We start from the raw sequence: 26644 nt of genomic DNA on the forward strand, positions 1-26644 counted from the left end.
TCAGCTTGCTCCGTGGCCAGTGAACACTTTGAACGGGGTCTTGAGCAGGATCTTCAGGTCCAGCATCAGGCTCTGTTCGTTGATGTAGCTCAGGTCCAGCTCTACGCGTTGGTCGAAGTCGATGTTGCTGCGCCCGGAGATCTGCCACAGGCCGGTCATGCCCGGGTAGATCGACAGCCGCGCCAGGTGGTTGTCGTGGTAGCGGTAGGCGTTGAACGAGGTGGGGCGCGGGCCGACCAGGCGCATGTCGCCGGTAACCACGTTGATCAGGTTGGGCAGCTCGTCCAGGCTGCTGCGGCGCAGCCAGCCGCCTATCGAGGTGATGCGCGGGTCCTTGTCGATCTTGAAGTCGATGGATTCGGCGCCGTGCTTGTTCAGGTGGCGCAGCGAGTCCTTGAGCGCCTCGGCGTTGGCCACCATGGTGCGGAACTTGTACATGCCGAAGGCGCGGCCCCGGTAGCCGGTGCGCTTCTGCACGAAGAACACCGGGCCCTTGCTCGACAGCTTGATCAGCAGCGCCAGCACCAGGAACACCGGCGACAGCAGCAGCAGCAGGGTCAGCGCGGCCAGGCACGACAGCACGCGGTTGGTCCGCGACAGCGTCCACGGGCGGCCCCCGGCACGGCCGGTCATCCAACCGCGGCCCTGCATGTGGATGGCGGCATCGATGCGCTGCCGGTGCGCCGGGTCCATGCGTTTGTCCTGGTACAGCGCCTGCAGTTGCGCGCTCTTGGGTTGTCCTGTCATACCGCCCTCCGCTGATCTGGCTGCTCGCCCGTGGGCGCCGCTTCGCTGGCGGCGGGCGAGTGGTAGCTCTTGAACCAGGCGACGAAGCGCCCGAGCCCTTCATCAAGGCCTATCTGTGGGGTGAAACCGGTGACCCTGGCCAGGGCGCTGGCGTCGGCGCAGGTGGCCAGCACATCGCCCGGTTGCAGCGGCAGCAGTTCGATCACCGCGTTGCGCTGCAGGTGTTTTTCCAGCAGGGCCAGGTAGTCGAGCAGCTCCACCGGGCGCTGCCCACCGATGTTGTACAGGCGCCAGGGCGCGTGGCTGCTCGCCGGGTCCGGGTTGAGCGTGTCCCACTGCGGGTCGGCGACCGGGGGCAGGGGGATCAGCCGCACCAGGCTTTCGACGATGTCGTCGATGTAGGTGAAGTCGCGCTGGTGACGGCCATGGTTGAACAACTGGATCGGCCGGCCTTCGCTGATCGCCTTGGCGAACTGCATCGGCGACATGTCCGGGCGGCCCCAGGGGCCGTACACGGTAAAGAAACGCAGGCCGCTGCAGGGGATGCCATAAAGGTGGCTGTAGCTGTGGGCCATGGCCTCGTTGGCCTTCTTGGTGGCGGCATACAGCGACAGCGGGTGGTCCACCGAATCCTGCACCCGATAGGGCGTCTGCTGGTTGGCGCCATACACCGAGCTGGACGAGGCGTACAGCAGGTGCTTGACCGGATGGCGGCGGCAACCTTCGAGAATGTTGAGAAAACCGGCCAGGTTGCTGTCCAGGTAGGCTTGCGGGTTTTGCAGCGAGTAGCGCACGCCGGCCTGGGCCGCCAGGTGCACCACCACCTCCGGACGCTCGCTGGCGAACAGCCGGGCCATGCCGTCGCGGTCGCCCAGGTCCAGGCAGTGCAGCGGGAAATCACCGACTGTCTGGCGCACCCAGTGCACGCGGGCATGCTTGAGTGCCGGCTCGTAGTAGTCGTTGAAGTTGTCCAGCCCCACCACCTGGTGCCCCTCGAACAATAGCTGGCGGCAGGTGTGGGCGCCGATGAAGCCGGCCGCGCCGGTGACCAGCACTTTCATGGCGCATCCACCTGCGGGGCGACCTGGCGCAGGCCGATGCCGCTGTAGTGCAGGCCGTGGGCGGCGACCTGTTCGGGGTTGTACAGGTTGCGTCCGTCGACGATCACCCGCTCGCGCAGCTTGCTGGCCAGCATCGAGAAGTCGACCACGCGGAAGTTCTTCCACTCGGTGCAGATCACCAGGGCATCGGCGTCCTGCAGGGTGTCGTCGCGGGTGGCGCACAGGTGCAGGTCGTCACGGTAGCCGTACAGGCGCCGGCACTCGTCCATGGCTTCGGGATCGTAGGCGCGCACGGTGGCGCCTTCGGCCCACAGGGCCTCCATCAGGTAGCGGCTGGGGGCCTCGCGCATGTCGTCGGTGTTGGGCTTGAAGGCCAGGCCCCACAGGGCGATGGACTTGCCGGCCAGGCCCGCCAGGCGCTGCTTGAGCTTGGCGAAGAGGATGCGGCGCTGCTGGTCGTTGACTTCATTCACGCTCTGCAGCAGGCGCAGCGGCATACCGCTGTGGGCGGCGGTGTGCAGCAGGGCCTTGATGTCCTTGGGGAAGCACGAACCGCCGAAACCGCAGCCTGGATAGATGAAGTGGTAGCCGATGCGCGGGTCGGAACCGATGCCGCGGCGCACTGCCTCGATATCGGCGCCCAGGTGTTCGCTGAGGTTGGCCAGCTCGTTCATGAAGCTGATGCGGGTGGCGAGCATGGCGTTGGCGGCGTACTTGGTCAGCTCGGCGCTGCGGTTGTCCATGAACATCAGCTTTTCGTGGTTGCGGCAGAACGGCGCGTACAGTTCGGCCAGCTGGTCATGGGCGACTTCGTCGAGGGTGCCGACGATGATCCGGTCCGGACGCATGCAGTCGGCCAGGGCGCTGCCTTCCTTGAGAAACTCGGGGTTGGACACCACGCGCACCTGCAACTGGCCCTTGCCCAGGCGCTGCAGTTCGTCGCGGGCCAGGGCCATGACCTGGTCGGCGGTGCCCACCGGCACGGTGGACTTGATGATCAGGGTATGGTCGGTCTCCATCAGCGCGGCAATCTGCCGGGTGACGTTGAGCACATGGCTGAGGTCGGCCGAGCCGTCCTCGTCGGGCGGCGTGCCGACGGCGATGAAGATCAGTTCGGCGTGACTGACCGCGTCGCTGGCCTGGGTGCTGAACAGCAGGCGGCCTTCCTTGATGTTGTCCTCGAGCAGGTCCGACAGGCCCGGCTCGCTGATCGGCGGTACACCCTGGCGCAACTGGTTGATCTTGTGGGTATCGACATCCACGCACAGGACCCGGTGACCTACGTCCGCCAGGGCTGCTGCCTGTACCAGTCCGACATAACCGGTGCCAAAAACGCTCACGTCCATGCGCGGTGCCTCGTATGGATGAGTAAGGGAGATGAAACAGTGGTGTGAATTGGGTATAGCTCAGCCCGGTGGATTTGCGTCAAAGCAATGGCATGTTTCGTCGAATTTACAGACCCTGGCGAAACGGGCGTTCTGCCACCAACCTGTTTCCAATCCGTGTGTTAGCGCGCATAGCTAGTGGCAATTGGCCGTTCGACGAACCGATGAACGGTTGGACGCACCGAAATAAGCGGGTTGCAGACGATAGGGAGAATCAACAACAACTTGCGGCAGGTGCCAGATTCTGGTGTCGGTATGTCGTCGGAATTTTGACTTTTTTGCGTTGTGGTTTGTTTCACAACTGCTACGGTTTGAGGAGATTCCCATGACCGGAGTGGCCGAAACATGCGCGGATGGATCAAGCTTTTGCTGTTGCTGGTCTATCTGGCCAGCTTTCATGCCTATTACCGCGAGCGCATAGAAGCCCTGGGTATTGGCCTGCCACTGGTGCTGTACCTGGGGGTGTTCGCTGTATTGGCTCTGGCCCTGCTGCTGGCCGCGTTCAGCCGCCCCGGCTGGCTGCGCTGGTCGCTGGCGCTGGCGTTCACGGTCAGTGCGATCTTTCTCGACGCTTATAACCGCATCACCGACTCCTACCTGACCTATAGCGCATTCGTGTCCATGGTCTATGCCGGCGGTTTCGTTCAGGAGGCCCTGCAGCAATATCACTACGCTATTACCCTGGCCGCGGCACGGGCGCTGTTGCTGCTGTTTGGTCTTGGCTTGCGCCCGGGGCCGACCCCTCGGCTACCGTGGCTGTTGCCACCCGTGGCGCCGGTGCTGGGTCTGCTGGCGCTGATCGCCATCCTGTTCGTGCGCGCCGGCGAGGGCGCCCGCGGGCTGCCGGTGATGTACACGCCGCTGGCCTACCTCAGCCTGTTCGGCTACGAGACCCTGCACGACCATGTCGGGCCGCGCCAGCCAGTGACCCTGGCCCAGGCGGGGCCGGCGATGGCGCGGGATATCGTGCTGCTGATCGACGAGAGCATCTCGGGCAACTACCTGGACCTGAACACCCCGGCCGGGGTCACCAGCCACCTGGGCCAGGCCCAGTCCGGCGTGTCAATCGTCAACTTCGGCTATGCCGCGTCCATCGCCAACTGCAGTGCCGACACCAACGTCACCCTGCGCTATGGCGGAACCCGCACCGATTACCTGCGCATCAACTCGACCCAGCCGTCGATCTGGCAGTACGCCAAACGCGCGGGCCTGGGAACGGTGTATATCGATGGCCAGCGCACCGGCGGCAACCTGCAGAACCTGATGACCGAGACCGAAAAGCGTGATATCGACCAGTTCATCCAGTTCGACGACACCCCCGTGGTGCAGCGCGACATGGCGGCGCTGGAGCGGCTGGTGGCGTTGCTCAAGGACGGCAGGCCGCAGCTGATCGTGGTGAACAAGGTCGGCGCCCACTTCCCGGTGCATGACAAGTATCCGGATGACTTCCTCAAGTACCAGCCCGCCTTGCCTCGGGGGCGTTACGTCGATATCGCCGACACCGGCACCCGCGATGGATTCGATGGCCGTCCGCAGGACTGGGTGTTGTATCGCAACGCCTACCAGAACACCGTGCTGTGGAATGTCGGCGAATTCTTTCGCCGGCTGTTCGCCGAGGGTGATCTCAGCCAGGCCGTGGTGCTCTATACCTCCGACCATGGCCAGGACCTGCATGAGCGCGGCAATCCTGGCCTGAACACCCATTGCGACAGCGATCCTGTGCCGGAAGAGGGCCTGGTGCCATTGGTGGTGATCCAGGGCGAGGGCCTGCGCACGCTGGACTGGCAGGCCCATCTGCAGGCCAATCGCAACGCTTCCAGCCATTACAACCTGTTCCCCACGCTGCTCAAACTGATGGGTTATGACGGCACGGCCGTGAGCGCGCGCTACGGCCGTTCGCTGGACATGCCGACCGACGACCCGTTCACCTTCAACGTGCGTTTCAATGCGCGGCTGGGGGCCAAGCCGGATTTCCGTCACATCGACCTGGGGCAGGTGGTCACGCCCGCCAGTGTCCTGGCGGGGCAACCGATGCCGGTAGGCAAGGCGGACTGAGGTCAGAAATCGATGCTGGCAGACAGCTGTACCGTACGCGGCGCACCCAGCCCCAGGCTGGTGAGCAACGGCATGCCCCAGTAGGCCTTGTTGGTCACGTTCTCCACCGTGCCGCGCAAGGTCACCGGGTGGTCGGCCACCTGCAGCCGGTAGCGGGCACCGACGTCATATATCGTGTAGCCAGGAATCGACTGGCTGTTGTCGTCGCTGATGTACTGCTTCGACACGGCGGTGGCGTTGGCGGTCAGGGTCAGGCCATCGAGCAGTGGGGTGTCCCACTCCACGCCCAGCTTGCCTTGCAATTTCGGCTGGCCGGTGGCGGTCTTGCCTTCCTCGGCGGGGTTCTCGGCCTTGGTCACCTTGGGGTCGAGGCGCGCCACGCCGCCCATCAGGCGCACATCGGTCAGCGGGGTGCCGAAGAAGCTCCACTCGAGCCCGCGGTTACGCTGTTCACCACCGAAGGAGAACACCTTGGTCACCGGATCGGTGAAGCTGCTGGGGCGTTCGATCTGGTACAGGCTCAGGGTGTGGGCGAAGTCGCCAAGGTCGAGCTTGATGCCGACTTCCTTCTGCTTGGACTTGTAGGGGGCGAACACTTGGCCGGCGTTGGGCGCGGTAATCGGGGCGATGGCACCCTTGCTCAGGCCCTCGATGTAGTTGGCGTACAGCGACACCTCGTCGGTGACCTTGACCAGCACTGCCGCCGCTGGGGTCGTGGCGCTCTCGTTGTAGCGCGTGGTATGCGCGCCGTTGCTGACGTCGAAACTGTCGGTCAGCACCTGCTGGCGACGCACGCCCAAGGTGAGTTGAAGACGCTCGTCGAGGAACGACAGGGTGTCGGCCAGGCCGTAGCTGCTCAGGCGCGACTCGGTGTGGGCGATGGCCGGGTAGCTCCTGGCGGCCTCCGGTCCCCAGACTGGGTGGTAGATGTTGTTGACCCACTCGGCCCCCGGGACGTTGCGTCGGCCATAATCGTGCTGCTTGTCCGAGTAGTGCGTGGCGTTGAGCGACCATTGGTGACCGACACCGAACGTGTCGAAATGGCCGCGCAGGCCGGCCTCGCCCGAAGTCTTCTTGAGGTCGATCTTCAACTGGCCCATGTTCGTCTCCATGTCTCCAGCGGTGTTGAACACCTCGGCGAGCATGGTGCCACTGTAGGCATAGTCGGTCTTGCTGGTGCCGGCCGCGGCATAGGCCATGAGGTTGTCGTTGAGGTCGTACTCGCCGCGCACGATCACGCCCTTGTCGCGGGTCTGGACGAAGCCCCAGTCCGGGTTGAGCAAGGTCTCGGACTTCGGCGGCCGGGGCACTGGCACGCCTGCGGCCAGGCCGATGCCGCGGTTCTGGCCCCTGACCCGGTCCTCGCTTTCGTACAGGTCGGCGGACAGGCGCGCCCGCTCGCCGCGCCAGTCGAGGCCCAGGGCGTTGAGCTCGGCCTTCATGCGCTGATGGTCGGTCGCGGTGTCGCCGTCGCGATAGACACTGTTGAAGCGCACGCCGAACTGCTGCTGCTCGCCGAAGCGGCGGCCGACGTCGAGGTGCCCGCCGAACTGCGCGTCGGACATGTAGGTGGTGGTGATTCGGGTCAGCGATTCGGCGCCGGCGCGCTTGGGCACCAGGTTGATGCTGCCGGCCACCGAGCCGCCCGGCGGCATGCCGTTGAGCAGGGCGGACGGGCCTTTGAGCACCTCGATGCGCTCGTACATCTCCGGCGAGATCCGGTAGTAGGGCGCCATGCCGTACAGGCCACCGATGCTCACATCGCTGATGTTGGAGTTGAAGCCGCGGATCGAGTAGTTCTCGCTGTAGGTGCCCTTCAGGCCATTACTGAACACCGCGGGGTCGGTCGCGGCGATCACGTCGGTGACGGTCTGGGCCTGGGTGTCCTGGATGTACTGGTCGGTGTAGCTGATGGTGCTGAACGGCGTCTCCATGAAATCCTTGTTGCCCAGCAGGCCGACCCGGCCACCCGAGGCCACCTGGCCGCCGGCGTAGGCGGGGGGCAGTGCGCTCGGGGCGTCGAGGTCGCCTTCGACCCGGGTCTCGGTCAGCTCGAGGCTGCCGCTGGCCTGGTCTTGGCGGGATTTTTCCACTTCCTCGGCCCGTTCCACGGTCTGCGCCGCGGTCACGCTCATGGAGGCACCGCCCAGGCCGAGCAACAAGGCCATGTGCACGGCGGCGAAGGTGCGATTGAGGTCGAAGTGGGGCACAGCCGGCTGCTGCGCCGGGCTGACACGCTGTTGCGACATGCTGGATTCCTTTCGATTCGCAAGTGAGTGAGGCATTCACTAGGCTTTCCGAACCACTACGGGAAAACCTCAATGCAAATCATTAACATCCAGCAGTGCAGCTGACGATCAGCCCGGCAGGGTCAACTGGCGATGAGGATATCCTCGAAGAACGCCCCGACCGGTTCGCTGGGATGGCACAGCTGGATTTCCAGCACCCAGACCATCTCCCCCGGCACGATCTGCAGGTCGGCCAGCTTCTCCTGCCCGTACAGGACATGGGGGAAGTCGGCGATGCGATGCCCGGCCAGGTTGCGCTCCAGACACCAGCCCTTGGCCTGGGCACTGCGCTCGGCGACGTTGTACAGCTCGCGCCCGGTCAGTCCGCGGCGCCAGGCCAGGCGCGTCTCGTCGAACACGGCGTGCAGCGCTTCGACGCAGGCCCGGTGCAGGGGATGGTCGCCGAACACGAAGGTATCGCCATAATCGCCCTCGTAGCCGTCCCATACCGGGCCGAGATCGACCACGGCGATATCGCTGGCGCGCAGCCTGCGCTGCGGGTCGATGCCCTGGCGCGGCGTGCGCACGGTGTCGTCGCCGAAGCGGATGTAGGTCGGGTGCCAGGTGTGCGAGGCGCCCATGGCCCGCAAGGTGCGCTCGGCCATGGCCAAGGCCTGGGCGGTGGTCATGCCGACTTCCAGCTGGCTGGCGATGGCGGCCAGGGCCCGTACCGTCTGTTCGCGGGCGGCGAGCATGCCGTCCAGCGAGTAGCGCGGGCCGACTTTCTCCAGTTGCGGGTCCAGTGCGGTCGGCGGCAGCGCTGCGCCGCTGGGCACGAAGGCCTCGGCGATGAAGCGATGGGCCTGCACACCTGCGCCAAGGCATTGCTCGCGGACCTGCTGGATCATCGTGGCGTTGCCACAGGCGTAGACCTGGGTATCGGCCCAGCGATGCGCCTGGGCCAGCGCCACCTGCTGCACGCGGGCCTGGGTGGCCAGAACCGAATGCCAGCGAAACCGAGGGTGCGCCTGGCTGCACTGGTCGAGGAACGCACGGTCGTAGAAATCGGCCGGCGAGGCGCCGCCCCAATACAGCGTGACCTCGGCATCGCGTGCCAGGGCCATCAGCAGCAGAGGCTTGATGCCGGCATAGCCGGTTCCGGTGGCGAACAGTACAACGGGGCGTTCATCTTCATGTTGCCAGGTGCAGGCCCCCACCGGGCCTTCGAGGTTCAGCACGTCGCCTATGCCGAGTGATGGCAGCAGGTGCTCGGAAAACAGGCCGCCAGCGACCTTGCGGATATGAAACAGCATCCGTCCCTGATCCTGCGCCGGCAGGTTGGCGATGGAGAAGCAGCGGCTGTCGCCGTTATCGAGGCGGAACCTGAGGTACTGGCCGGCACGTACCTCGACGGGCTGTTCGGGTTGCAGCACCAGTTCGGTGATATCGACGCTCAGGGAGCGCTTGTCCAGTACCCGCGCGCTGAAGGCCAGCGTCGGCGTGTCCAGTGACCAGCCAGGAATCGCCAGGCGCATGTCGCCGCAAGCGTGGCTCTGGCACAGCAGCAGTTCGTCGGCGGCCAGGGGATAGGAGGGCGCGGGCGTATCCGCGTCGCGCTGCCTGTCGCGATACTGGCCGGCGACCACCTTGACCTTGCACGAGCCGCAGGCGCCTCGACGGCACGAGAAGGGCACGGCAAGGCCACTGGCGAGCATGGCGTCGAGCAGCAGCTCGTCGCCGGCCTCGAAGGTTCTGCCCGAGGGCGACAATTCAATGACATGGTGGTTGGGCATGGCGACCTCGCGGCAGTGGGAGCGGTGATTGTTGCGGTAGACTTGGACCAGGAAAACCTCCAGTTTTGGATAATTCACATGGTCCAGTTACGCAAATGGCGGCCGTTGCTCAACCTGGACGGGGGCGAGCCGCAGGCCTCCTATCGAAAGATCGTCGAAGGACTGGTCAGCGCGATCAGCGATGGCCGCCTGCTTCCCGGAACCCCCTTGCCGGGTACCCGGGACATGGCGCAACTGCTCGACGTCAATCGCAAGACGGTGATCCTTGCCTACGAGGAAGCGGCGACCAAGGGCTGGCTGTACAGCGTGCCGCGCCGGGGAACCTTCGTCAGCCAGCAGCTCGCCGCGCAGGCGACGCCGGCGCGCCAGGTGGCGCAGCCATTCGCTCCGAAATTGCGCGATGCGCCTGCCACTGCGTATTTCGCGGCGAGCGAGCAGGCAACGGCGTGGCACCAGCGCCCCGGGGCACTGTTCTTCGACAATGGCGCCTGTGACCATCGCCTGTTGCCCCAGGCGGTCCTGCACCGTTACTACCGCAAGGCCCTGCGTCACAGCTTCGCCACCAATACCGTGCGCCATGGCAGCGACGGCAGCGGCCATCACCTGCGCCGGGTGCTGGCGGACATGCTGCGCCAGGAGCGCGGGCTGAACGTGGGGGCCGAGCACATCTGCCTCACCCAGGGCACGCAGATGTCGCTGTACCTGGCCGCCAGCGTGTTGCTCAGGCCCGGTGACGTGGTGCTGGTGGAGCGGCTGAGCTATCCGCCGGCCTGGGAGATCTTTCGCCAGCTGGGTGCCCGGCTGGAGACCGTGGACCTGGACGAGGAGGGGTGTCGCGTCGAGCAGATCGAAGCGCTGTGCCGGCTGCATCCTGTGCGCTTTCTGTATGTCACGCCCCACCACCAGTTTCCTACCACCGTCAGTCTGCGCGCCGGTCGCCGGCGGCAGTTGCTGGAATTGGCGCGGCGCCATGACTTCTGCGTGATCGAGGAGGACTACGACCACGAGTACCACTTTGCCGGGCGGCCCTACCTGCCGCTGGCCAGTGATCCCCTGCAGCGCCATGTGATCTATGTCGGCTCGTTGTCCAAGTCGCTGGGCAGCACCTTCCGTTGCAGCTTCATCGTCGCGCCGCCGGCGGTGGTCGAGACGCTGAGCCGCACCGCGGCGCTGAGCCTGGGGCAGGGTGATGCGGTGATGCAGCGGATGCTCGCCGACCTGATCGAGGCTGGTGAGCTCAGGAAGCATCTGCGGCGGGTATCCAGGGAATACCGGCAGCGCCGGGATATGTTGCTGGCTTGCCTGCGGGAGGCCTTTGGCGAGCGTATCGCAGTGCAGGTGCCGGAAGGCGGGTTGGCGCTGTGGGTGAGGTTTGCCCCGTCGATCAATGTGGATCGGCTGGCGGTCGAGGCGCTGCGACTGGACCTGGTGGTGCGTGCCGGCCGGCAGTTTTCACCCGCCGGCCAACCCGAGAATGCCCTGCGCCTGGGGTTCGCCTCGCTGGATCCGGACGAGATCCGCCAGGCCGTGCAGCGTCTGGCCCAGGCCGCGAGGGCCGTGGCTGACTGAAGCCTGCTACTGCAGCGCGCCCTGTTCCTGCGCCGGGGCGCCGAACGAGACGTAGTAGGCCAGGCCGACGAAGATCGCTCCGCCCACGGCATTGCCCAGGAACACCGCCGCCAGGTTTTCCAGCAACTGCCCCCAGCTCAGGTAGCCGGCAAAGATCGCCGCCGGGATCAGGAACATGTTGGCCACCACGTGCTGGAAGCCGATGGCGACGAAGGCCATGATCGGGAACCAGATGCCGAGGATCTTGCCGCTCATCTCACGGCTGGCGTAGGACAGCCACACGGCCAGGCACACCAGCCAGTTGCAGCCGATGCCGGAGACGAAGGCATGCAGGAAATCGGCGCTGACCTTGCTGGTGGCGCCCGCCAGGGTCTTGCCCAGGTACGGTCCCTCGGTCAGTCCGAGCAGATGGCCGAAGCAGTAGGCGACGAACAGCGCGCCCAGCAGGTTGGCCAGGGTCGCCAGGGCCCAGTTGCGCGCCACCGCCCACAGGCGGATACGTCCGGCGAACATCGCCAGGGGCAGGCTCATCATGTTGCCGGTAAGCAGTTCGCCCCCGGCCAGGATCACCAGGATCAGGCCGATGGGAAACACCGCGGCGCCCAGCAGGGTGCCGAACGAGGCCCATGGTGTGGGGATCATGGTGCTGACGTGGATCGCCAACAGGAAACCCAGGGAGATGAACGCCCCGGCCAGGAAACCGAGGATCAGGGTGGCGCGGGTGGGTAGATGGGCTTTACGGGTGCCGGCTTCTATGACCAGCTCGGTGATCCGGGAGGGGGTATTCACAGACATTTCAACAACTCGAACGCAAGGACGACGGCTCAGGCCGTGGATCGGGGTTTGGCAGCAGCGGGGAAGGTTTCGAAGCGGGCGGCACGTTAGCTGAGGCAATTTGACGCGGTCAAATCGATAGGCTGGATGAGGTGATAGATATCATCTATGAAGGGCGGGTGTTCAAGCGGGCTGTACTATATCAAAGCGACCGTAATGGACGACCTGCAACCGACGCGCTTGAAAAGGCGGCGCGGGACGTGCAGTATTCAGCAAATTACATGGTACATGCCATGGTATGTAATGGTGGAGTGAGCAATGGCCCGCATAGGCATCGACAAGGCAGCTGTTCAGCAAGCGCGGCAGGCGCTGATGGCCCGGGGTGAGAATCCGAGTATCGATGCGATACGTATCGAATTGGGCAACACCGGGTCGAAGACCACCATCCACCGCTACCTGAAGGAACTCGATCGCCAGCCTGTGTCGCTGCTGGGCAACAGTACGGCGCTGAGCGAACCGCTGGGGCGGATGGTCGAGCGACTGGCCGCGCAATTGCAGGAGGAAGGGCAGGCACGCATCGATGCCGCCGAGGCTGCCGCACAGGCCCATTGCGCGGCGATGCAGGCTGAGCTGCAACGGGTCCAGCGCGAACTGGCCGGCGCGCTGCGCCAGGTCGAGACCTTGAGTGGTGCGCTGCACGTCGAGTCCGAACGCCTGGCCGCCAGCCAGGCCAACCTGCAGGCCGAACAATTGCGCAGTGCCGGTCTGAGCCAGTCCCAGGGCGAACTGCAGGCGCGCCTGGCCGACAAGGACGAGCAACTGCGCGCCAGCCTCGAACAGCGCCAGCAGGAGCAACGCCGGAGCGAGACCCAGGTGCGCCAGTTGCAGGGCCAGTTGCAGACCCTGCAGCAGGGCGCCATCGCCCGCCAGGATGAGCTGACCCGCCTGCACCGCGACAATGAGCGCCTGCTGGCCGAGCAGCGCCAGGCGACGGCACAGAGCAGGTTGCTGGACGAGCAATTGCAGCAGCGTGACGCCCAGGTGCAAGGGTTGCGGGCGATACTGGCCCAGGCCCAGGGCGCCAATGACGAGATGCGTCGTCAGTTGGCGGCACGAATCCAAGGCGCGATCGACGGTCCCCTGTAGGAGCGGCCTTGTGCCGCGAAAGGGCTGCGTAGCGGCCCCAGGATTTCAGCGTCGATGCAAAGATCGCCGGGGCCGCTTTGCGGCCCTTTCGCGGCACAAGGCCGCTCCTACAGGGACGTGTGCAGGCCTGAGGCAGGAAATGCGCCGTTCGTTCAAGCGTCACGTTCAGGCACCAGGCAACACTCGCGGCTCCATCCATGACCGGAGCCTTCCATGCGCATCCTCTATGCCCCATGCTTCTTCCTCGGTTTCATCGGCACAGCCGTCTACCTGATCAACCTCGGCGCCGACATTCTCTGGCTGCTGCCCCTGCTCGGCGTGGCCATCCTGCTGTCGTTCACCTGCGAAGCGCTGTATCCGTACAAGCCTGCCTGGAGCGAGGCTGACGGGGAGGTCGGGCGCGATGGCTTGCACGCGCTGGTCAACGAAACCCTGAATGTCGCCAGCATCGCCACGATTCCACTGTTCGCCGGCTGGCTGCCGGCCAGCGGGCTGTGGCCCAGCCACTGGCCGGTGCTGTGGCAATTGCTGCTTGCCATACCCCTGGCCGACCTGGGCATCACCCTGGTGCACTACGCCAGCCACCGCAGCGCGCTGCTCTGGCGCCTGCACGCGGTGCATCACAGCGTGACCCGGCTGTACGGCTTCAACGGCCTGATGAAGCACCCGCTGCACCAACTGGCCGAGGCCCTCGGCGGTGTACTGCCGTTGCTGTTGCTGGGCTTGCCGCAGGATATCGCGGCGCTGCTGGCCTTCAGCATCTCGGTGCAGTTGCTGCTGCAGCACAGCAATGTCGACATGCGCATCGGCGGCCTGCGCCATCTGTTCGCCTGGGCGCCCGTGCACCGGCTGCACCATCTGAAGTACGGCACGCTGGGTGACGTCAATTTCGCCCTGTTCTTCCCGCTGTGGGATCGCCTGCTGGGGACCGCGCTGCATCTGCCTGGTTATGGGCTGGCCGATGACGACATGGGCATTGGTGATCGCCCGGACTACCCGCAAGCATACCTGGCACAGCTGCGTGAGCCGTTTCGCCCGGCAGCCACGGCGCAGCCGCCGGCACCACTGCCACGCGGCCTGCGCCAGGCCCTAGACCAGCGAGTCTGAGCGCAGGTGGCGCAGGGCCTCGCTGGCGCGGATACCGAACTGCTGACGCAGGCTGCGTGAAAGGTGCGCCGAGTCGGCAAAGCCCGCGGCCATGGCTGCTTCGGTCAGGGAGGCGCCGGTCAGGGCTTGGCGCAGGGCTTGGCGCAGACGCTGCCACAGCACCAGGCGTCGTACCGACAGGCCGAGGCTGTCGCTGAACAAGCGTTCCAGCTGGCTGATCGACAGCGCGGCCTCCTGCGCCAGCGCCGTGGCAGGCAGACGCTGGTCGTCCAGCGCACGGATCCGCGCCAGTGCCCGGTTCAGGCGAGGGTCCAGCGAACGGCGCGGTGTCAGACGCAGTGCTTGGGCCAGACCGGGGATGCTACGGGGTGCCTGTTGGCAGACGTCGAGCAAGGTCTCCAGGGAAAACGCCAGAGGTTCGGCGAACAGAGTGATGCAAGGCGGCTGATGAGCGAGGATGGCGTGGGGCTGCAGCGACCCGATGGCCAGCAACCTGCCGCTGCGCTGCTCGCCCGCGATCTCAACGCATACCTTGCCCTCGAGGGGCAGCAGCACCTGGTGGGCATAGTGGGCGTGTGCACTGGTACGGCCCGGCGTGCCGAACAGCAGGCAATGGTCATCGGCCAGCCAGAGTCGACCTCGCCAAGCGCCGTCCTGTCGTTCGTTCATCCCTGCTTCCTATCCAAATTGGCCCATAAACACTCATGCGAGTGGATATCGTTCAAAGGCCGATTATGCTTGAGGTGACTTGCCGCGATCCGAGGCCGATGCCTCGTCGTGCTTCGCGCAGCCTGCAATGCCCTTGGGCCTGGGTGCGTGCTTTGGGATCTGCTGGAGCACTCCGGTCTACCACAACCAGACGGAGGCGACCCATGGCGGTCCTAGACAGCGCATCCACGGGCAGTAGCGCGCCCCAACGTGGCATCACCCGGGAGGAGCGCAAAGTCATCTTCGCCTCGTCCTTGGGCACCGTGTTCGAATGGTACGACTTCTACCTCTACGGATCACTGGCGGCGATCATCGCCAAGCACTTCTTCGCCGGGGTCAACGAGACCACCTCGTTCATCTTCGCCTTGCTCGCCTTCGCCGCCGGCTTTGCCGTGCGGCCATTCGGCGCCATCGTGTTCGGGCGCCTGGGCGACATGATCGGGCGCAAGTACACCTTCCTCATCACCATCGTGATCATGGGTATATCCACGGCGGTGGTGGGGCTGCTGCCCAGCTACGCGACCATCGGCGTGGCCGCGCCGGTGATCCTCATCAGCCTGCGCCTGCTGCAGGGGCTGGCGCTGGGCGGCGAGTACGGCGGCGCCGCCACCTATGTGGCGGAACATGCGCCCAAGGGCAAGCGCGGCTTCTTCACCGCATGGATCCAGACCACCGCCACCCTTGGCCTGTTCCTCTCGCTGCTGGTGATCCTGGCCTGTCGTACCGCCATGGGTACCGAGGCGTTCGAGGCCTGGGGCTGGCGCATACCATTCCTGCTGTCGATCCTGTTGCTGGCGATCTCGGTGTACATCCGCCTGCAGCTCAACGAGTCGCCGGTATTCATGAAGATGAAGGCCGAAGGCAAGGCGTCGAAGGCGCCGCTGACCGAGTCGTTCGCCCGTTGGGACAACCTCAAGGTGGTGATCATGGCGCTGCTCGGCGGCACCGCCGGGCAGGCGGTGGTGTGGTACACCGGGCAGTTCTATGCGTTGTTCTTCCTGCTGCAGACGCTGAAGATCGACCCGCAGACCGCCAACCTGCTGATTGCCGGTTCGCTGCTGATCGGCACGCCGTTCTTCATCGTCTTCGGCAGCCTGTCCGACCGCATCGGGCGCAAGAAGATCATCATGGCCGGCTGCATCATCGCCGCGCTGACCTACTTCCCGATCTTCAAGGCACTGACCGAGTACGGCAACCCGGACGTGTTCGTCGCCCAGGAGCAGAACCCGGTGGTAGTGGTGGCCGACCCCGGGCAGTGCGCGTTCCAGTTCGATCCGGTGGGCAAGGCCCGGTTCACCAGCTCCTGCGACATCGCCAAGAGCCTGCTGGCCAAACGGGCAATCCCCTACGAGAACGAGAAAGCCGAGCCTGGCAGCGTGGCGCAGATCCGCATCGGTGAGCGGGTGATCCCGAGCTTCGAGGGCAGCAGCCTGGCTGCGGCGGACCTGAAGATCCAGGGCGATGCCTTCACCGCCACCTTGACGGCGGCTCTCAAGGAAGCCGGCTACCCCGAGAAGGCCGATCCGGCGAAGATCCACTACCCGATGGTGTTGCTGCTGCTGAGCATCCTGGTGATCTACGTGACCATGGTCTACGGCCCGATCGCTGCCTGGCTGGTGGAGCTGTTCCCGGCGCGGATCCGCTATACCTCCATGTCGCTGCCATACCACATCGGCAACGGCTGGTTCGGCGGCTTCCTGCCGACGGTGGCCTTTGCCATGGTCGCGGCGACCGGGGACATCTACTACGGGCTGTGGTACCCGATCGTGATCGCGGTGATGACTGCGGTGCTGGGGATCTTCTTCCTGCCGGAAACCAAGGATCGCGACATCAACCACACCTGACCGCCCGCAAGCCCGCTCCACACGCTCGTGGGAGCGGGCTTGCCCCGCGATGACGGTTGATCAGTCGAAGTACCCACGCAAGGTAAATCGGTACCCGACATCCACCGCCGCCATCTGCGGTTTGGCATAGGTTCTCTTCAGCACGAACTCGATCGCCGGTTCGTACAACCCGTCGCGCACCACGGCGCCCGCCAGTACCTCCACCACGTACCAGCCGTTGTCCAGCTCGATGATCGGCCGCCCCGGCTCCTGGTAGCGCGCCAGCAGGTCGCCCAGGGTCTTGTTGGTGAAGTGCTGCAGGACGCGCCAGGTGAACAGTATCAGCGCACGGTTCTCGACCCGCAGCACATACCCCGCACGACGATGCTTGAGACGGCTGCCGGGCTCCAGCAGTGCCGGCGTGCGCTCGTCGAGGGTGAACAGGATGCGATAAGGCAGGTTATCGATTCCGGCCAGCGGCAGGATCACCCCTTGCGCCACCGCCAGGTCGCCGCTGTCGGTGCGGGTGAAGGCGCGGGCGAGGTCGTCGGGCAGGTCGTGGTCTTCCTTGAACTGTTCGAGCAACTGGATATCACCAAGCAGGAAATAGTCGATCAGGTCGTTGAGCACTTCGCTGAATTCGTAGCGCATGGGTAGTCCTTGTTCTGGCTGCGCCGGAGAAGTCAGCAATGTAGCAGTCCTGGCAAGGCCCGCCATCACCTATCGAGTGGGTCACTTCAGGCTGCCTTCAGATTCGCCGCCGATACTGCCTGCACTGTAACCTGCGGGGGCCTGTCATGACCGAGCCGACCTGGAACAGCCTGTTCCCCTTGCCTATTGGCAACCATGCGCCCCACCAGGCGCGGCTCACGCTGCACGACCCGGAAACATCCGGTCGCGCTGCCATAGAGCAGTTCATCCACGCACGCTTCGCCTGTGTCCACCATGCCGATGTCCATCACTACTTGCCGCAGCTGCTGGGCCTGCAGGACCGCCATGGCCGACTGATGGCCGCCGCCGGCCTGCGCCTGGCCGCCGCTGCGCCGCTGTTTCTGGAGCGCTACCTCGATATGCCGCTGGAACGCGCCGTGGCGGGTGTGGCGGGGAGCCCGGTGCCCCGCGAGCAGCTGGTGGAGGTGGGCAACCTGGCCGCACTCAGTGCCGGCAGCGCGCGGATCATGATCATCGCCGTGACCTGGTTGCTGGCTGCCCGCGGTCTGAGCTGGGTGGCCTTCACCGGTGCGGCGACGTTGCTCAACAGCTTTCGCCGACTGGGCCTGGAACCTACGGTAGTTGCTCAAGCCGACCCCCGGCGTATCGACGATGACTCCGGCGCTTGGGGCAGTTATTACGCACATCACCCGCAGGTGTTCGTCGGCAGCATCGACCAGGGCCATGCGGCATTGGCCCATGCCGGCGTGTTCGAGCGGCTGGGCCTGCCGACGATCCGCCAGGAGGCCGGTCATGCCGCATGACATCCAGAGCTTTTTCGAAACGCTGCAGGTCCATGGCCGACACCGCGGTGCCCAGCCAGCGGTACAGGGCGCTGGCGAAAGTTTCACTTATGAGCAACTGCTGTGCGAGGTTCGGCAGCGGGCGGGCTGGCTGCGCGAACAACCGCCCGGTACCTTCGCCCTGGCCCTGGAAAACGGCCCGCAAGCCCTGCTGTGGGATCTGGCGGCACTGATGGCCGAGCGTCCGTGCCTGCTGCTTCCGGGCTTCTTCAGTGCGGCCCAGCGACGCCACTGCCTGGTGCAAGGTGGCGTGACACGGGTTCTGGCCGATGCCGGCCTGGCGGCGGAACTGAGCGACTGCGGATTCACCCGGGACGCGCGATTCTGGAGCCGGGACAGCGTCGCGTCGCCGCCCCTGCCGGACGGCACCGCCAAGATTACCTACACCTCCGGCAGCACCGGGGCGCCCAAGGGCGTGTGCCTGGGCGCGACGGCCCTGGTCAGGGTGGCCCACGAACTGGAGGTCGCCAGCCGCGCGGCGGCGCCGGGCAAATACCTGGCGGTGCTGCCGCTGGCGGTGCTGCTGGAGAACCTGGGGGTGTACGCGGCGCTTCTGGCAGGCGCCAGCGTAGTGCTCTACCCACAGGCACAGCTGGGCATTGGCGGCGCCAGCCAGGTGGATTTCAGCCGTCTGCTCGGGGCCATCGCCCTGAGCGGTGCCGAGAGCCTGATCCTGGTTCCGCAGCTGCTGCTGGGGTTGGTCACGGCTATCGAACGGGGGGCGATGCGGGTCGGTCCGCTGCGTTTTGTTGCCGTGGGTGGCGCCCGGGTGGCCGACAGCCTGTTGTCGCGCGCCGCGGCGGTGGGGTTGCCGGTGTACGAGGGGTACGGGTTGTCCGAGTGCGCATCGGTGGTGTGCCTGAACCGGCCCGGGGCGCTGCGCCCGGGCAGCGTCGGACGACCGCTGCCCCATGTGCAGGTGCGCATCGCCGAGGATGGCGAGGTGCTGGTGGCGGGTACGGCGCTGCTCGGCTATCTGGGCGAGCCTGCGTTCACCGGCCAGTGGTGGCCGACCGGCGACCTCGGCCAGCTGGACCGTGACGGCTACCTGCACCTGGCCGGGCGCAAGAAGAACCAGTTCATCACCAGCTTCGGCCGCAACGTCAACCCGGAATGGGTCGAGGCCGAACTGACCCAGGGTGGGGTGATTGGCCAGGCCTTCGTGCACGGCGAGGGCCTGCCGGGCAACCTGGCCCTGCTCTGGCCCCTGGACCCGCAGGCCAGTGATGGGCAGATCGCGACGGCGCTCCGCCAGTGCAATGACGGCCTGCCGGATTACGCCCGGGTGCATGCCTGGCGACGCCTGCCCGAACCTTTCAGCGCCGAGGCGGGCACCCTGACCGCCAATGGCCGTCCGCGCCGCGACGTGATCCTGCGGCATTACCAATCACTGTTGTCCGACCTTCAGCATCCGTGAGGTACGCCATGTCCTTTTTCGAAATCCTGCAAGCGCAGACTGCGAGGGAGCGTGAAGCCTTGTTCAGCGTCCCGGTTATCCGCGATGCCTTGGGCGGGGTGGTCAGCCTTGAGGGCTACGTGGCTTTCCTGACCCAGGCCTACCACCATGTTCGCCATACCGTGCCGCTGATGATGGCCTGCGGCGCGCGGTTGCCGTCGCGCCTGGAATGGCTGCGCGGCGCGGTGTGCGAGTACATCGAGGAGGAGTACGGCCATGAGCGCTGGATCCTCGACGACATCGCCGCTTGCGGCGCCGACCCGGCCACTGCCCGTGACGGCCGGCCGGCACTGCCGATCGAACTGATGGTGGCCTACCTTTACGACCTGATTGCCCGGGGCAATCCGGTAGGGCTGTTCGGCATGGTCAATGTGCTCGAAGGGACCAGCATCGCCCTGGCCACCCAGGCCGCCGGCAGGATCCAGGGTAGCCTGGGACTGCCGGACAAGGCGTTCAGCTACCTCAGCTCCCATGGCGCCCTCGACCAGGACCACATGCTGACGTATCGCGGCCTCATGGACCGCCTGGAGGACAGCGACGACCAGCAGGCGGTGATCCACGCCGCCAAGGTGGTGTACCGACTGTACACCGAAATGTTCCAGGGCTTGCCGCGGGCCGGCCAGACCGAGGTGCGCCATGCGCTTGCCTGAATGCGTGGTGGTGCTGACCGGTGCCAGTGGCGGCATCGGCCTGGAACTGGCCGAACAGCTGTGCGCCGCCGGTGCGCGGGTACTGGCGGTGAGCCGGCACATGGGCAGGCTGGCGCAGTTGATGAACCGCTACCCGCAACAGTTGCGCTGGCAGGCGGCCGACCTGCGCGGCGCCGAGGGTCGCCAGGCGGTACTGAGCGCCGCCCGGGCCATGGACGGGGTCAATGTGCTGATCAATGCCGCCGGGATCAACCGCTTCGCCTTGCTCGACCAGCTCGACGAAGCCGCCCTCGACGAACTGCTGGACATCAACCTCAAGGCCGCGGTGCAGCTCACCCGTGGCTGCCTGCCATTGCTGCGCCTGCAGCCTCGGGCGCTGGTGGTCAACGTCGGCTCCACCTACGGCTCGATCGGCTACCCCGGCTATGCCGCCTACTGTGCCAGCAAGTTCGCCCTGCGCGGCTTCTCCGAGGCCTTGCGCCGCGAATTGGCCGACACCTCGGTGAACGTGCTGTACGCCGCGCCACGGGCAACGCGCACGGCGATGAACAGCAGTGCCGCGACGGCGCTCAACCAGGCGTTGAAGGTCGGCGTGGATCAGCCGGGGGATGTGGCCCGGGCCGTGCTTGCCGCGGTCCAGGCCGACCGCAGCGAGTTGTACCTGGGCTGGCCGGAAAAACTCTTCGTGCGTTTGAACGGCATGTTGCCCGGGCTGGTCGATCGTGCCCTGCGCAAACAACTGCCGCTGATTCGTCGCTACAGCGCCCACTCGGGCAAGGAGTCAGGCAAATGAAACGTCTGTTACTGGCCGGTGTGCTGGCCTTCTCGCCGGTTGTCTGGGCTCTGGACCAGGCCGGCAGCCAACGTCTGAACGAGGTGCAGCAGCGCTGGGCGCAGATCCAGTACAAACTGCCCGAGGCGCAGCGCAGCAAAGCCTTCGAGGCCCTGGCGGCGGACGCGGCGGCTTTGGTTCGTCAGTACCCGGGCTCGGCGCAGCCGCTGATCTGGGAAGGTATCGTCGACAGCAGCTGGGCCGGTGCCACGGGTGGGCTCGGCGCACTGGGCAAGGTCAAGGCCGCCCGCGCCAGCCTGGAGAAGGCCTTGGCGATGGACCCCAAGGCCCTGCAAGGCTCGGCCTACACCAGCCTCGGCGCATTGTACGACCGGGTGCCGGGCTGGCCTTTGGGGTTCGGCGACAAGGACAAGGCCGAAGCCATGCTGCGCCAGGCATTGGCGATCAACCCCGACGGTATCGACAGCAACTACTTCTGGGCCGACCACCTGTACCGGCAGAACCGCTACGCCGAGGCCCGCGCCGCCCTGGACAAGGCGCTGCGCGCCGCGCCACGTCCGGGGCGCGAACTGGCCGACGAGGGTCGGCGCGGGGAAATCGATGCTTTACTCAAGGCCATCAGGGACAAACAGGACTGAGCATGCGCCTGCTGCTGGTTGAAGACGACCCCGCCCTTGGCGAGGGGATCTGCGATGGCTTGCGCCTGGAGGGCTATACCCTCGACTGGCTGCAGGATGGCCAGAGCGCGCTGCACGCCCTGGGCGTCGAGACCTTCGACCTGCTGGTCCTGGACCTGGGCCTGCCGCGGCTGGACGGACTCGAGCTGCTGCGACGACTGCGGGCCACCGAAAACACCATGCCGGTGCTGATCCTCACGGCTCGCGACGCGCTCGAGGACCGTATCGCCGGGCTCGATGCCGGCGCCGACGACTACCTGGTCAAACCCTTCGATCTCAACGAACTCAAGGCCCGTCTGCGCGCCTTGCTGCGGCGCAGCGCCGGCCGCGCCAGGGTGCTGATCGAACATGCCGGCGTCAGCCTCGACCCGGCCACCCAGCAGGTGCGCTACAAGGGCCAGCCGGTGGTGCTCACGCCCAAGGAGTACCTGCTGCTGCACGAACTGCTCGCCCAGCCGGGCAAGGTCTTCACCCGCGAGCGCCTGACCCGGTTGCTCTACGGCTGGGATGAAGAGCCCGAGAGCAATACCCTGGAGGTCAACATCTACCAGTTGCGCAAGAAGCTGTTCAATGGCCTGATCCGCACCGTGCGTGGCATCGGCTACCTGGTGGAGGGGCGTGCATGAGTTCGCTGCGCCAGCGAACCCTATGGCGGGTCATGCTGTTGCTGCTGGTCGGCAGTGGCCTGCTGGCGCTGTACAACTACCACGACAGCCGTCATGAGATCACCGAAGTCTACGACGCCCACCTGGCGCAGAACGCACGCCTGCTGCAAGGGGTCATGAGCCTGCCGGTGCAGGAGCAGAACCGCCAGGCGCTGTACCAGGCATTCGATGAGGCCTTGAGCAAGGCGGGGCGCCATCGGGTCGGCCACCCGTATGAGAGCAAGCTGGCCTTCCAGGTCTGGGACGACCGCGCCAACCTGCTGGTGCACACGCCCAGTGCGCCTGCATTCACCACGCCACCGAGCACGCCGGGGTTTGCCGACATGCAGGTGCAGGGTCAGCGTTGGCGCGGCTTCGTGCTGCCGGTGCCGGAGAAGCGCTGGCTGATCTGGGTAGGGGAGCGCAATGACGTGCGCTACGACCTCATCGACCGTATCGTGCGCCATACCCTGATGCCGTTCCTGCTCGGCAGCCTGGCCCTGGCCCTGCTGGTCTGGGCCGCGATCGGCTGGGGCCTGCAGCCGCTGCAGAACATGGCCCGGGTGATCCGCGGGCGACATGCCGAGTCCCTTGAGCCCCTGCAGTTGGTGCCGCTGCCCAAGGAGCTGGAGCCCATGCAGGCGGCGATCAACCGGTTATTGGCGCAGATCGACGAACTGCTGCGCCGCGAGCACCGGTTCATTGCCGACGCCGCCCACGAAATGCGCACGCCACTGGCGATCCTGCGCCTGCATGCGCAGAACGCCCAGGCCGCCACCAGCGCGGCCGAGCGCGACAAGGCCCTGGGATTCCTGATCGGCGGCGTCGATCGCCTGACCCGGGTGGTCAACCAGCTGCTGACCCTGGCGCGGCTCGAGCCGCGTCTGGCGCAGCGCGACTGGGCCGAGCTCGACCTGGCCGCGCTGGTCGTCGAGACCTTGGCGCAGCTGACACCCTGGATGCTCGAGCGCGGCCAGGAGCCATCCCTGGACATTGCCGAGGGTGCTGATTACCGCTTGTACAGCGATGCCGGCGCATTGGGCATTGCCTTGCAGAACCTGGTGACCAATGCGGTGGACCATTCGCCGCCGGGTGGACGGGTACGTGTCACGCTGCGCTGCGAGGACCATGCGTTGGTCCTGGCGATCGAGGACGAAGGGCCGGGTATCGAGGCGGCGGATCTTGAGCGCGTGTTCGAACGCTTCTACAGCAAGGATGCGCCCAATGGCGCCGGCCTGGGACTGTCGATCGTGCGCACCATCGTCCAGCGCCTGGACGCTAGCGTGCAGTTGCGCAATGGCTCGCCACGGGGCCTTTGCGCCACGCTGCGTTTTCCGGTGAAGCAGGGCTGATCAATGCCGCTGGGCGATCTGGATCAGGTTGCCGCAGGTGTCGTCGAACACGGCCACGGTGACAGCGTCCATGGCCGTGGGCGGCTGGGTGAACTTCACGCCGGCCTTGCACAGCCGCTCATACTCGGCCTGGATATCGCGCACGCCGAACGAGGTGGCGGGAATGCCGGCCTGCTTGAGCGCGGCCTTGTAGGTCTTCGCCGCAGGGTGGGCGTCAGGTTCGAGCAGCAGCTCGACGCCGTTGGGGTCGTTGGGGGAGGTGAGGGTGAGCCAGCGGTGCTTGCCCATGGGGATGTCGTGCTTGGGTTCGAAACCCAGGACATGGTGGTAGAAGGCATGGGCCCTGGCCTGATCGTCGACGAGGATGCTGGTGACCACGATCTTCATGTGTATCCCTCTGGAGGGGCAGCATCGCGCTGCGGGTACCTGGAGATTATAGAAGGACCGCCTGCGCCGGGTGGATTGGCGCGCAGACTTTGAGTGGAGGTTGCTGCGCCTTGTCGCGAGTCAACACTTCACCAGGTCGAACAGCGAGCGCATCGCCCGGCTCGCCATGCGTCGCATCACCGGCGCCGGCAGGCGTTGCGCCGGCCCGCCGGCACCGAGTGCAGCGACCACCTGGCCGCGCAGGCGCAGGGGCAGGGCGAAGCAGTGCAGGTCCCCACGCGAGGCGGCCAGGTCGAGGGCAAACCCCTGGCTGGCGACCTGGTGCAGCTCCTGCTCGAGCGTTTGCGGGACTGGTTGGGTGCGCAGCAGTTGCCTGGCCAGCTGAGGGTCATGGGCCAGCAGCACCTTGCCGATCGCCGAGGTGGCCAGGCCGTCGCGACGGGTGTCCGCGGGCAGTTGCAAAGCCTGACCCCGGCCATCCAGTGCCGCCAGCGTGAGGTAGGCACGCGTGCCGCCGGGCACTGCCAGGAAGCAGTGCTCCCCACACAGGTCGGCAAAGGCGCGCAGCGCCGGGGTGAAGGCCTGGCGCAGGCGCTGCTCGGTCTCGCTCAGTGGCTGGGCCAGCTGGCGCAGGCGCAGACCGAGGGCGTAGTGACGCTGCTCGCGAGTGACGTAGCCCAGCGACATCAGGGTATCCAGCAGCCCATGCACCGTGCTCTTGCCCAGGCCACTGCGTTCGGCGAGGTCGTTCAGGCGCGCCCGACCGCCTTCGGCGCGGATAAGTTCGAGCAGGTGCATGGCCCGTTCCAGGGACTGGATCTGGCGACTGTTGGCGGACATAAAGTGATCCCGGTATTCGATGACTGCCCATTGTGCCTGCAATCGCAAGGCGGCGCAGGCGCTCGAGTTCGGCAATGCCGAACCTTGAGGCTTTTCTGCGCCCGCTTCCACTGTTGACGGGGGGCTGTGCCTACACTCGCCGGCACTTCAACCAGCCAGAGGAATCAGTACATGGATCTGCAACTGCAAGGTGCCCGGGTCGTGGTCAGCGGTGGCACACGGGGTATCGGCCGGGCCATTGTCGAGTGCTTTCTCGCCGAAGGCGCCCAGGTGGCGTTCTGCGCGCGGGACGAGGCCGGGGTGCGCCAGGCCGAGGCCGAGCTTGGCGACCAGGCCTGCGGCAGGGCGGTGGACATCACCGATGCCGCGCAGGTCGACGGGTGGATCGCCGCTGCCGCCGAGCGCATGGGCGGCATCGATATTGTCGTGCCCAACGTCAGCGCCCTGGCCCACGGCAGCGAAGCCTCGATATGGCGCCAGGCCTTTGAAACCGACCTGTTGGGCACGGTGGGCCAGGTTACGGCGGCGCTGCCTTGGCTCAAGGCTTCCGCGCAAGCGGCGGTGGTCTTGATCTCCAGCGTGTCCGGGCGTGAACTGAGCAGTTTCGACGAGCCGTACGGGGTGCTCAAGGCCGCGCTGAATCACTATGGCAAGACACTATCGGCGCGCCATGCCGGCGAGGGTATCCGGGTAAATTGCGTATCGCCCGGCAACGTGTATTTCGTCGATGGCGTCTGGGGACGGATCGAACGCGAGCAGCCCGAGGTGTTTGCCCGCAGCCTGGCGGCCAACCCGCTCGGACGCATGGCGCGGCCGGACGAGGTAGCCCGGGCTGCGGTGTTCCTGGCCAGCCCGGCGGCAAGCTTCATCACTGGCACCAACCTGCTGGTCGATGGCGGCCTGACCCGCGGCGTGCAGTTCTGACGACAGCCCGAGCCTGGACTGGCGGGAGTTGAGGCCACGGGCAGACAAACGGTACAAATGCCTAATCCAAAAGTGATATCAGATCGCTTGCATGGCGCTTGGGCCGATCTATGCTCAGGGCATTCCGTGGATACAGGAGCCCCGGCCCATGTTCGAATACCATCGCAAGTCCGATCTGGTCGAAATTCAGCGCGCCCGGCAGGCCCTGGCGGGCATGGAGGCGAAGCTGGCCGCGATCAGCCGTTCCATGGCGATGATCGAGTTCGCGCCGGATGGCACGATCCTCGAGGCGAACGAGCACTTCTGCAAGACCATGGGCTACAACGCCGACGAGATCCGCGGCAAGCACCACCGGATCTTCTGCGACCCGACCTACGCCAAGAGCGCCGAGTACCAGCAGCTCTGGCGCGAGCTGGGCGAGGGCAAGGCCATCAGCGGCACCTTCGAACGCCTGGACAAGGCCGGTCGCGAGGTGTGGCTGGAGGCCAGCTACATGCCGGTGATCGACGAGCGCCAGCAGGTCACCAGCGTGATCAAGGTGGCCTCCGACATCACCCGCCACGTGATCGAGGAGCATGAGAGCGAAAGCCTGCTCAAGGCCATTGGCCGCTCCATGGCGGTGATCGAGTTTACCCCGGCCGGGCGGGTGATCAAGGCCAACCAGAACTTCCTCGACACCATGGGCTATCGCCTGGAGGAGGTGGTCGGGCGCCACCATGGGCTGTTCTGCCTGCCCCATGAGCGCGAGTCGGCCGAGTACCGCGACTTCTGGGCCTCGCTCAATCGCGGCGAGTACCATTCGCACCGCTTCGAACGCGTCAACAAGCAAGGCCAGACCGTGTACCTGGAGGCGTCCTACAACCCGATCTTCGACAACAAGGGCCGGTTGTACAAGGTGGTGAAGTTCGCCAGCGACATCACCCGTCAGATCAGCACCCAGCAGACCGCCGCCGACGCCGCCCACGCCAGTTCGATGCAGACCGACGCCTGCGCGCGCAAGGGCACCCAGGT

Annotated in this window: 23 protein-coding genes and 1 pseudogene; 14 read left to right on the top strand and 10 right to left on the bottom strand. The window is 66.0% G+C overall.

Going from position 1 to position 26644, the window contains the following annotated elements:
* The 3 genes from LU671_RS22715 to LU671_RS22725 are packed head-to-tail and all read right to left on the bottom strand — an operon-like array spanning window position 1 to window position 3154.
* Window positions 1-747 carry a sugar transferase gene (locus tag LU671_RS22715; protein WP_050705463.1) on the bottom strand — a complete coding sequence of 249 codons (747 nt, stop codon included), beginning with the start codon at window positions 745-747 and terminating at the stop codon, window positions 1-3.
* Window positions 744-1808, bottom strand: a complete 1065-nt coding sequence (locus LU671_RS22720; protein WP_232856949.1) for an NAD-dependent epimerase — start codon at window positions 1806-1808, stop codon at window positions 744-746. The genes LU671_RS22715 and LU671_RS22720 overlap by 4 nt, the downstream gene beginning before the upstream one ends.
* Complete coding sequence (locus LU671_RS22725; RefSeq protein WP_050705465.1) at window positions 1805-3154, bottom strand: UDP-glucose dehydrogenase family protein; 1350 nt, start codon at window positions 3152-3154, stop codon at window positions 1805-1807. The genes LU671_RS22720 and LU671_RS22725 overlap by 4 nt, the downstream gene beginning before the upstream one ends.
* Before the next feature lie 384 nt (window positions 3155-3538).
* On the opposite strand from LU671_RS22725, the gene LU671_RS22730 reads away from it, so the two are divergent.
* Window positions 3539-5248, top strand: coding sequence for a sulfatase-like hydrolase/transferase (locus LU671_RS22730; protein ID WP_232856950.1), 1710 nt, complete (start codon window positions 3539-3541; stop codon window positions 5246-5248).
* A gap of 2 nt (window positions 5249-5250) precedes the next feature.
* Here the strand turns inward: LU671_RS22730 and LU671_RS22735 are convergent, their stop codons facing one another.
* Together LU671_RS22735 and LU671_RS22740 are read right to left on the bottom strand one after the other, a co-directional pair.
* On the bottom strand, window positions 5251-7497 hold the full coding sequence (locus LU671_RS22735; RefSeq protein WP_232856951.1) for a TonB-dependent receptor: 2247 nt from the start codon (window positions 7495-7497) through the stop codon (window positions 5251-5253).
* Window positions 7498-7619: 122 nt separating this feature from the next.
* On the bottom strand, window positions 7620-9347 hold the full coding sequence (locus tag LU671_RS22740; protein ID WP_232856952.1) for an NAD(P)H dependent flavin oxidoreductase family protein: 1728 nt from the start codon (window positions 9345-9347) through the stop codon (window positions 7620-7622).
* Between LU671_RS22740 and pdxR the strand changes: the two genes are divergently transcribed.
* Window positions 9348-10838, top strand: a complete 1491-nt coding sequence (gene pdxR / locus LU671_RS22745; RefSeq protein WP_232856953.1) for a MocR-like pyridoxine biosynthesis transcription factor PdxR — start codon at window positions 9348-9350, stop codon at window positions 10836-10838.
* 6 nt (window positions 10839-10844) lie between these two features.
* Here pdxR and LU671_RS22750 read toward each other — a convergent pair whose 3' ends face one another.
* Complete coding sequence (locus LU671_RS22750) at window positions 10845-11633, bottom strand: formate/nitrite transporter family protein (RefSeq protein WP_232856955.1); 789 nt, start codon at window positions 11631-11633, stop codon at window positions 10845-10847.
* 297 nt (window positions 11634-11930) lie between these two features.
* Between LU671_RS22750 and LU671_RS22755 the strand changes: the two genes are divergently transcribed.
* Complete coding sequence (locus LU671_RS22755; protein ID WP_203646335.1) at window positions 11931-12758, top strand: DNA-binding protein; 828 nt, start codon at window positions 11931-11933, stop codon at window positions 12756-12758.
* Between the two features lie 213 nt (window positions 12759-12971).
* Window positions 12972-13865 carry a sterol desaturase family protein gene (locus tag LU671_RS22760; RefSeq protein ID WP_232856956.1) on the top strand — a complete coding sequence of 298 codons (894 nt, stop codon included), beginning with the start codon at window positions 12972-12974 and terminating at the stop codon, window positions 13863-13865.
* Here LU671_RS22760 and LU671_RS22765 read toward each other — a convergent pair.
* Window positions 13848-14534, bottom strand: coding sequence for a helix-turn-helix domain-containing protein (locus LU671_RS22765; RefSeq protein ID WP_203646339.1), 687 nt, complete (start codon window positions 14532-14534; stop codon window positions 13848-13850). The genes LU671_RS22760 and LU671_RS22765 overlap by 18 nt on opposite strands.
* A gap of 203 nt (window positions 14535-14737) precedes the next feature.
* Here LU671_RS22765 and LU671_RS22770 point away from each other — a divergent pair, with 203 nt between their 5' ends.
* On the top strand, window positions 14738-16417 hold the full coding sequence (locus LU671_RS22770; RefSeq protein ID WP_232856957.1) for an MFS transporter: 1680 nt from the start codon (window positions 14738-14740) through the stop codon (window positions 16415-16417).
* Window positions 16418-16477: 60 nt separating this feature from the next.
* Here the strand turns inward: LU671_RS22770 and LU671_RS22775 are convergent, their stop codons facing one another.
* Window positions 16478-17047 carry a hypothetical protein gene (locus tag LU671_RS22775; protein ID WP_232856958.1) on the bottom strand — a complete coding sequence of 190 codons (570 nt, stop codon included), beginning with the start codon at window positions 17045-17047 and terminating at the stop codon, window positions 16478-16480.
* A 146-nt stretch (window positions 17048-17193) separates the two neighbouring features.
* Here LU671_RS22775 and LU671_RS22780 point away from each other — a divergent pair, with 146 nt between their 5' ends.
* Genes LU671_RS22780 through LU671_RS22810 form a run of 7 tightly spaced genes read left to right on the top strand, consistent with a single transcriptional unit; the run spans window position 17194 to window position 23482 of the window.
* On the top strand, window positions 17194-17871 hold the full coding sequence (locus tag LU671_RS22780; protein ID WP_232856959.1) for a thermostable hemolysin: 678 nt from the start codon (window positions 17194-17196) through the stop codon (window positions 17869-17871).
* Window positions 17861-19327: an AMP-binding protein gene (locus LU671_RS22785; RefSeq protein WP_232856960.1), complete on the top strand. Its 1467-nt coding sequence runs from the start codon at window positions 17861-17863 to the stop codon at window positions 19325-19327. Before LU671_RS22780 ends, LU671_RS22785 begins: the two co-directional genes overlap by 11 nt.
* Window positions 19328-19335: 8 nt before the next feature.
* Entirely contained in the window at window positions 19336-20016 is a 681-nt protein-coding gene (locus tag LU671_RS22790) for a TenA family transcriptional regulator (RefSeq protein ID WP_232856961.1), read from the top strand.
* A complete protein-coding gene (locus LU671_RS22795) occupies window positions 20003-20809 on the top strand; it encodes an SDR family oxidoreductase (protein ID WP_198742919.1) in 807 nt (268 codons plus the stop codon). Before LU671_RS22790 ends, LU671_RS22795 begins: the two co-directional genes overlap by 14 nt.
* Window positions 20806-21447, top strand: coding sequence for a tetratricopeptide repeat protein (locus tag LU671_RS22800; protein ID WP_232856962.1), 642 nt, complete (start codon window positions 20806-20808; stop codon window positions 21445-21447). Before LU671_RS22795 ends, LU671_RS22800 begins: the two co-directional genes overlap by 4 nt.
* A 2-nt stretch (window positions 21448-21449) precedes the next feature.
* Complete coding sequence (locus LU671_RS22805) at window positions 21450-22112, top strand: response regulator (protein WP_203646354.1); 663 nt, start codon at window positions 21450-21452, stop codon at window positions 22110-22112.
* Window positions 22109-23482, top strand: a complete 1374-nt coding sequence (locus LU671_RS22810) for a sensor histidine kinase (RefSeq protein ID WP_232856964.1) — start codon at window positions 22109-22111, stop codon at window positions 23480-23482. Before LU671_RS22805 ends, LU671_RS22810 begins: the two co-directional genes overlap by 4 nt.
* On the opposite strand, the gene LU671_RS22815 is transcribed toward LU671_RS22810, so the two are convergent.
* Together LU671_RS22815 and LU671_RS22820 are read right to left on the bottom strand one after the other, a co-directional pair.
* On the bottom strand, window positions 23483-23869 hold the full coding sequence (locus LU671_RS22815) for a VOC family protein (RefSeq protein ID WP_232856966.1): 387 nt from the start codon (window positions 23867-23869) through the stop codon (window positions 23483-23485).
* Between the two features lie 120 nt (window positions 23870-23989).
* On the bottom strand, window positions 23990-24709 hold the full coding sequence (locus tag LU671_RS22820; RefSeq protein WP_203646361.1) for an IclR family transcriptional regulator: 720 nt from the start codon (window positions 24707-24709) through the stop codon (window positions 23990-23992).
* Window positions 24710-24880: 171 nt separating this feature from the next.
* Between LU671_RS22820 and LU671_RS22825 the strand changes: the two genes are divergently transcribed.
* A complete protein-coding gene (locus tag LU671_RS22825; protein WP_203646364.1) occupies window positions 24881-25633 on the top strand; it encodes an SDR family NAD(P)-dependent oxidoreductase in 753 nt (250 codons plus the stop codon).
* Between the two features lie 214 nt (window positions 25634-25847).
* Window positions 25848-26564 (top strand): annotated as a pseudogene (locus LU671_RS29780) (PAS domain-containing protein); the annotation flags it as partial.
* Window positions 26565-26644 lie beyond the last annotated feature (80 nt).

It is taken from the genome of Pseudomonas sp. NMI760_13 (genome assembly GCF_021283245.1).
Classification (GTDB): domain Bacteria; phylum Pseudomonadota; class Gammaproteobacteria; order Pseudomonadales; family Pseudomonadaceae; genus Aquipseudomonas; species Aquipseudomonas peradeniyensis.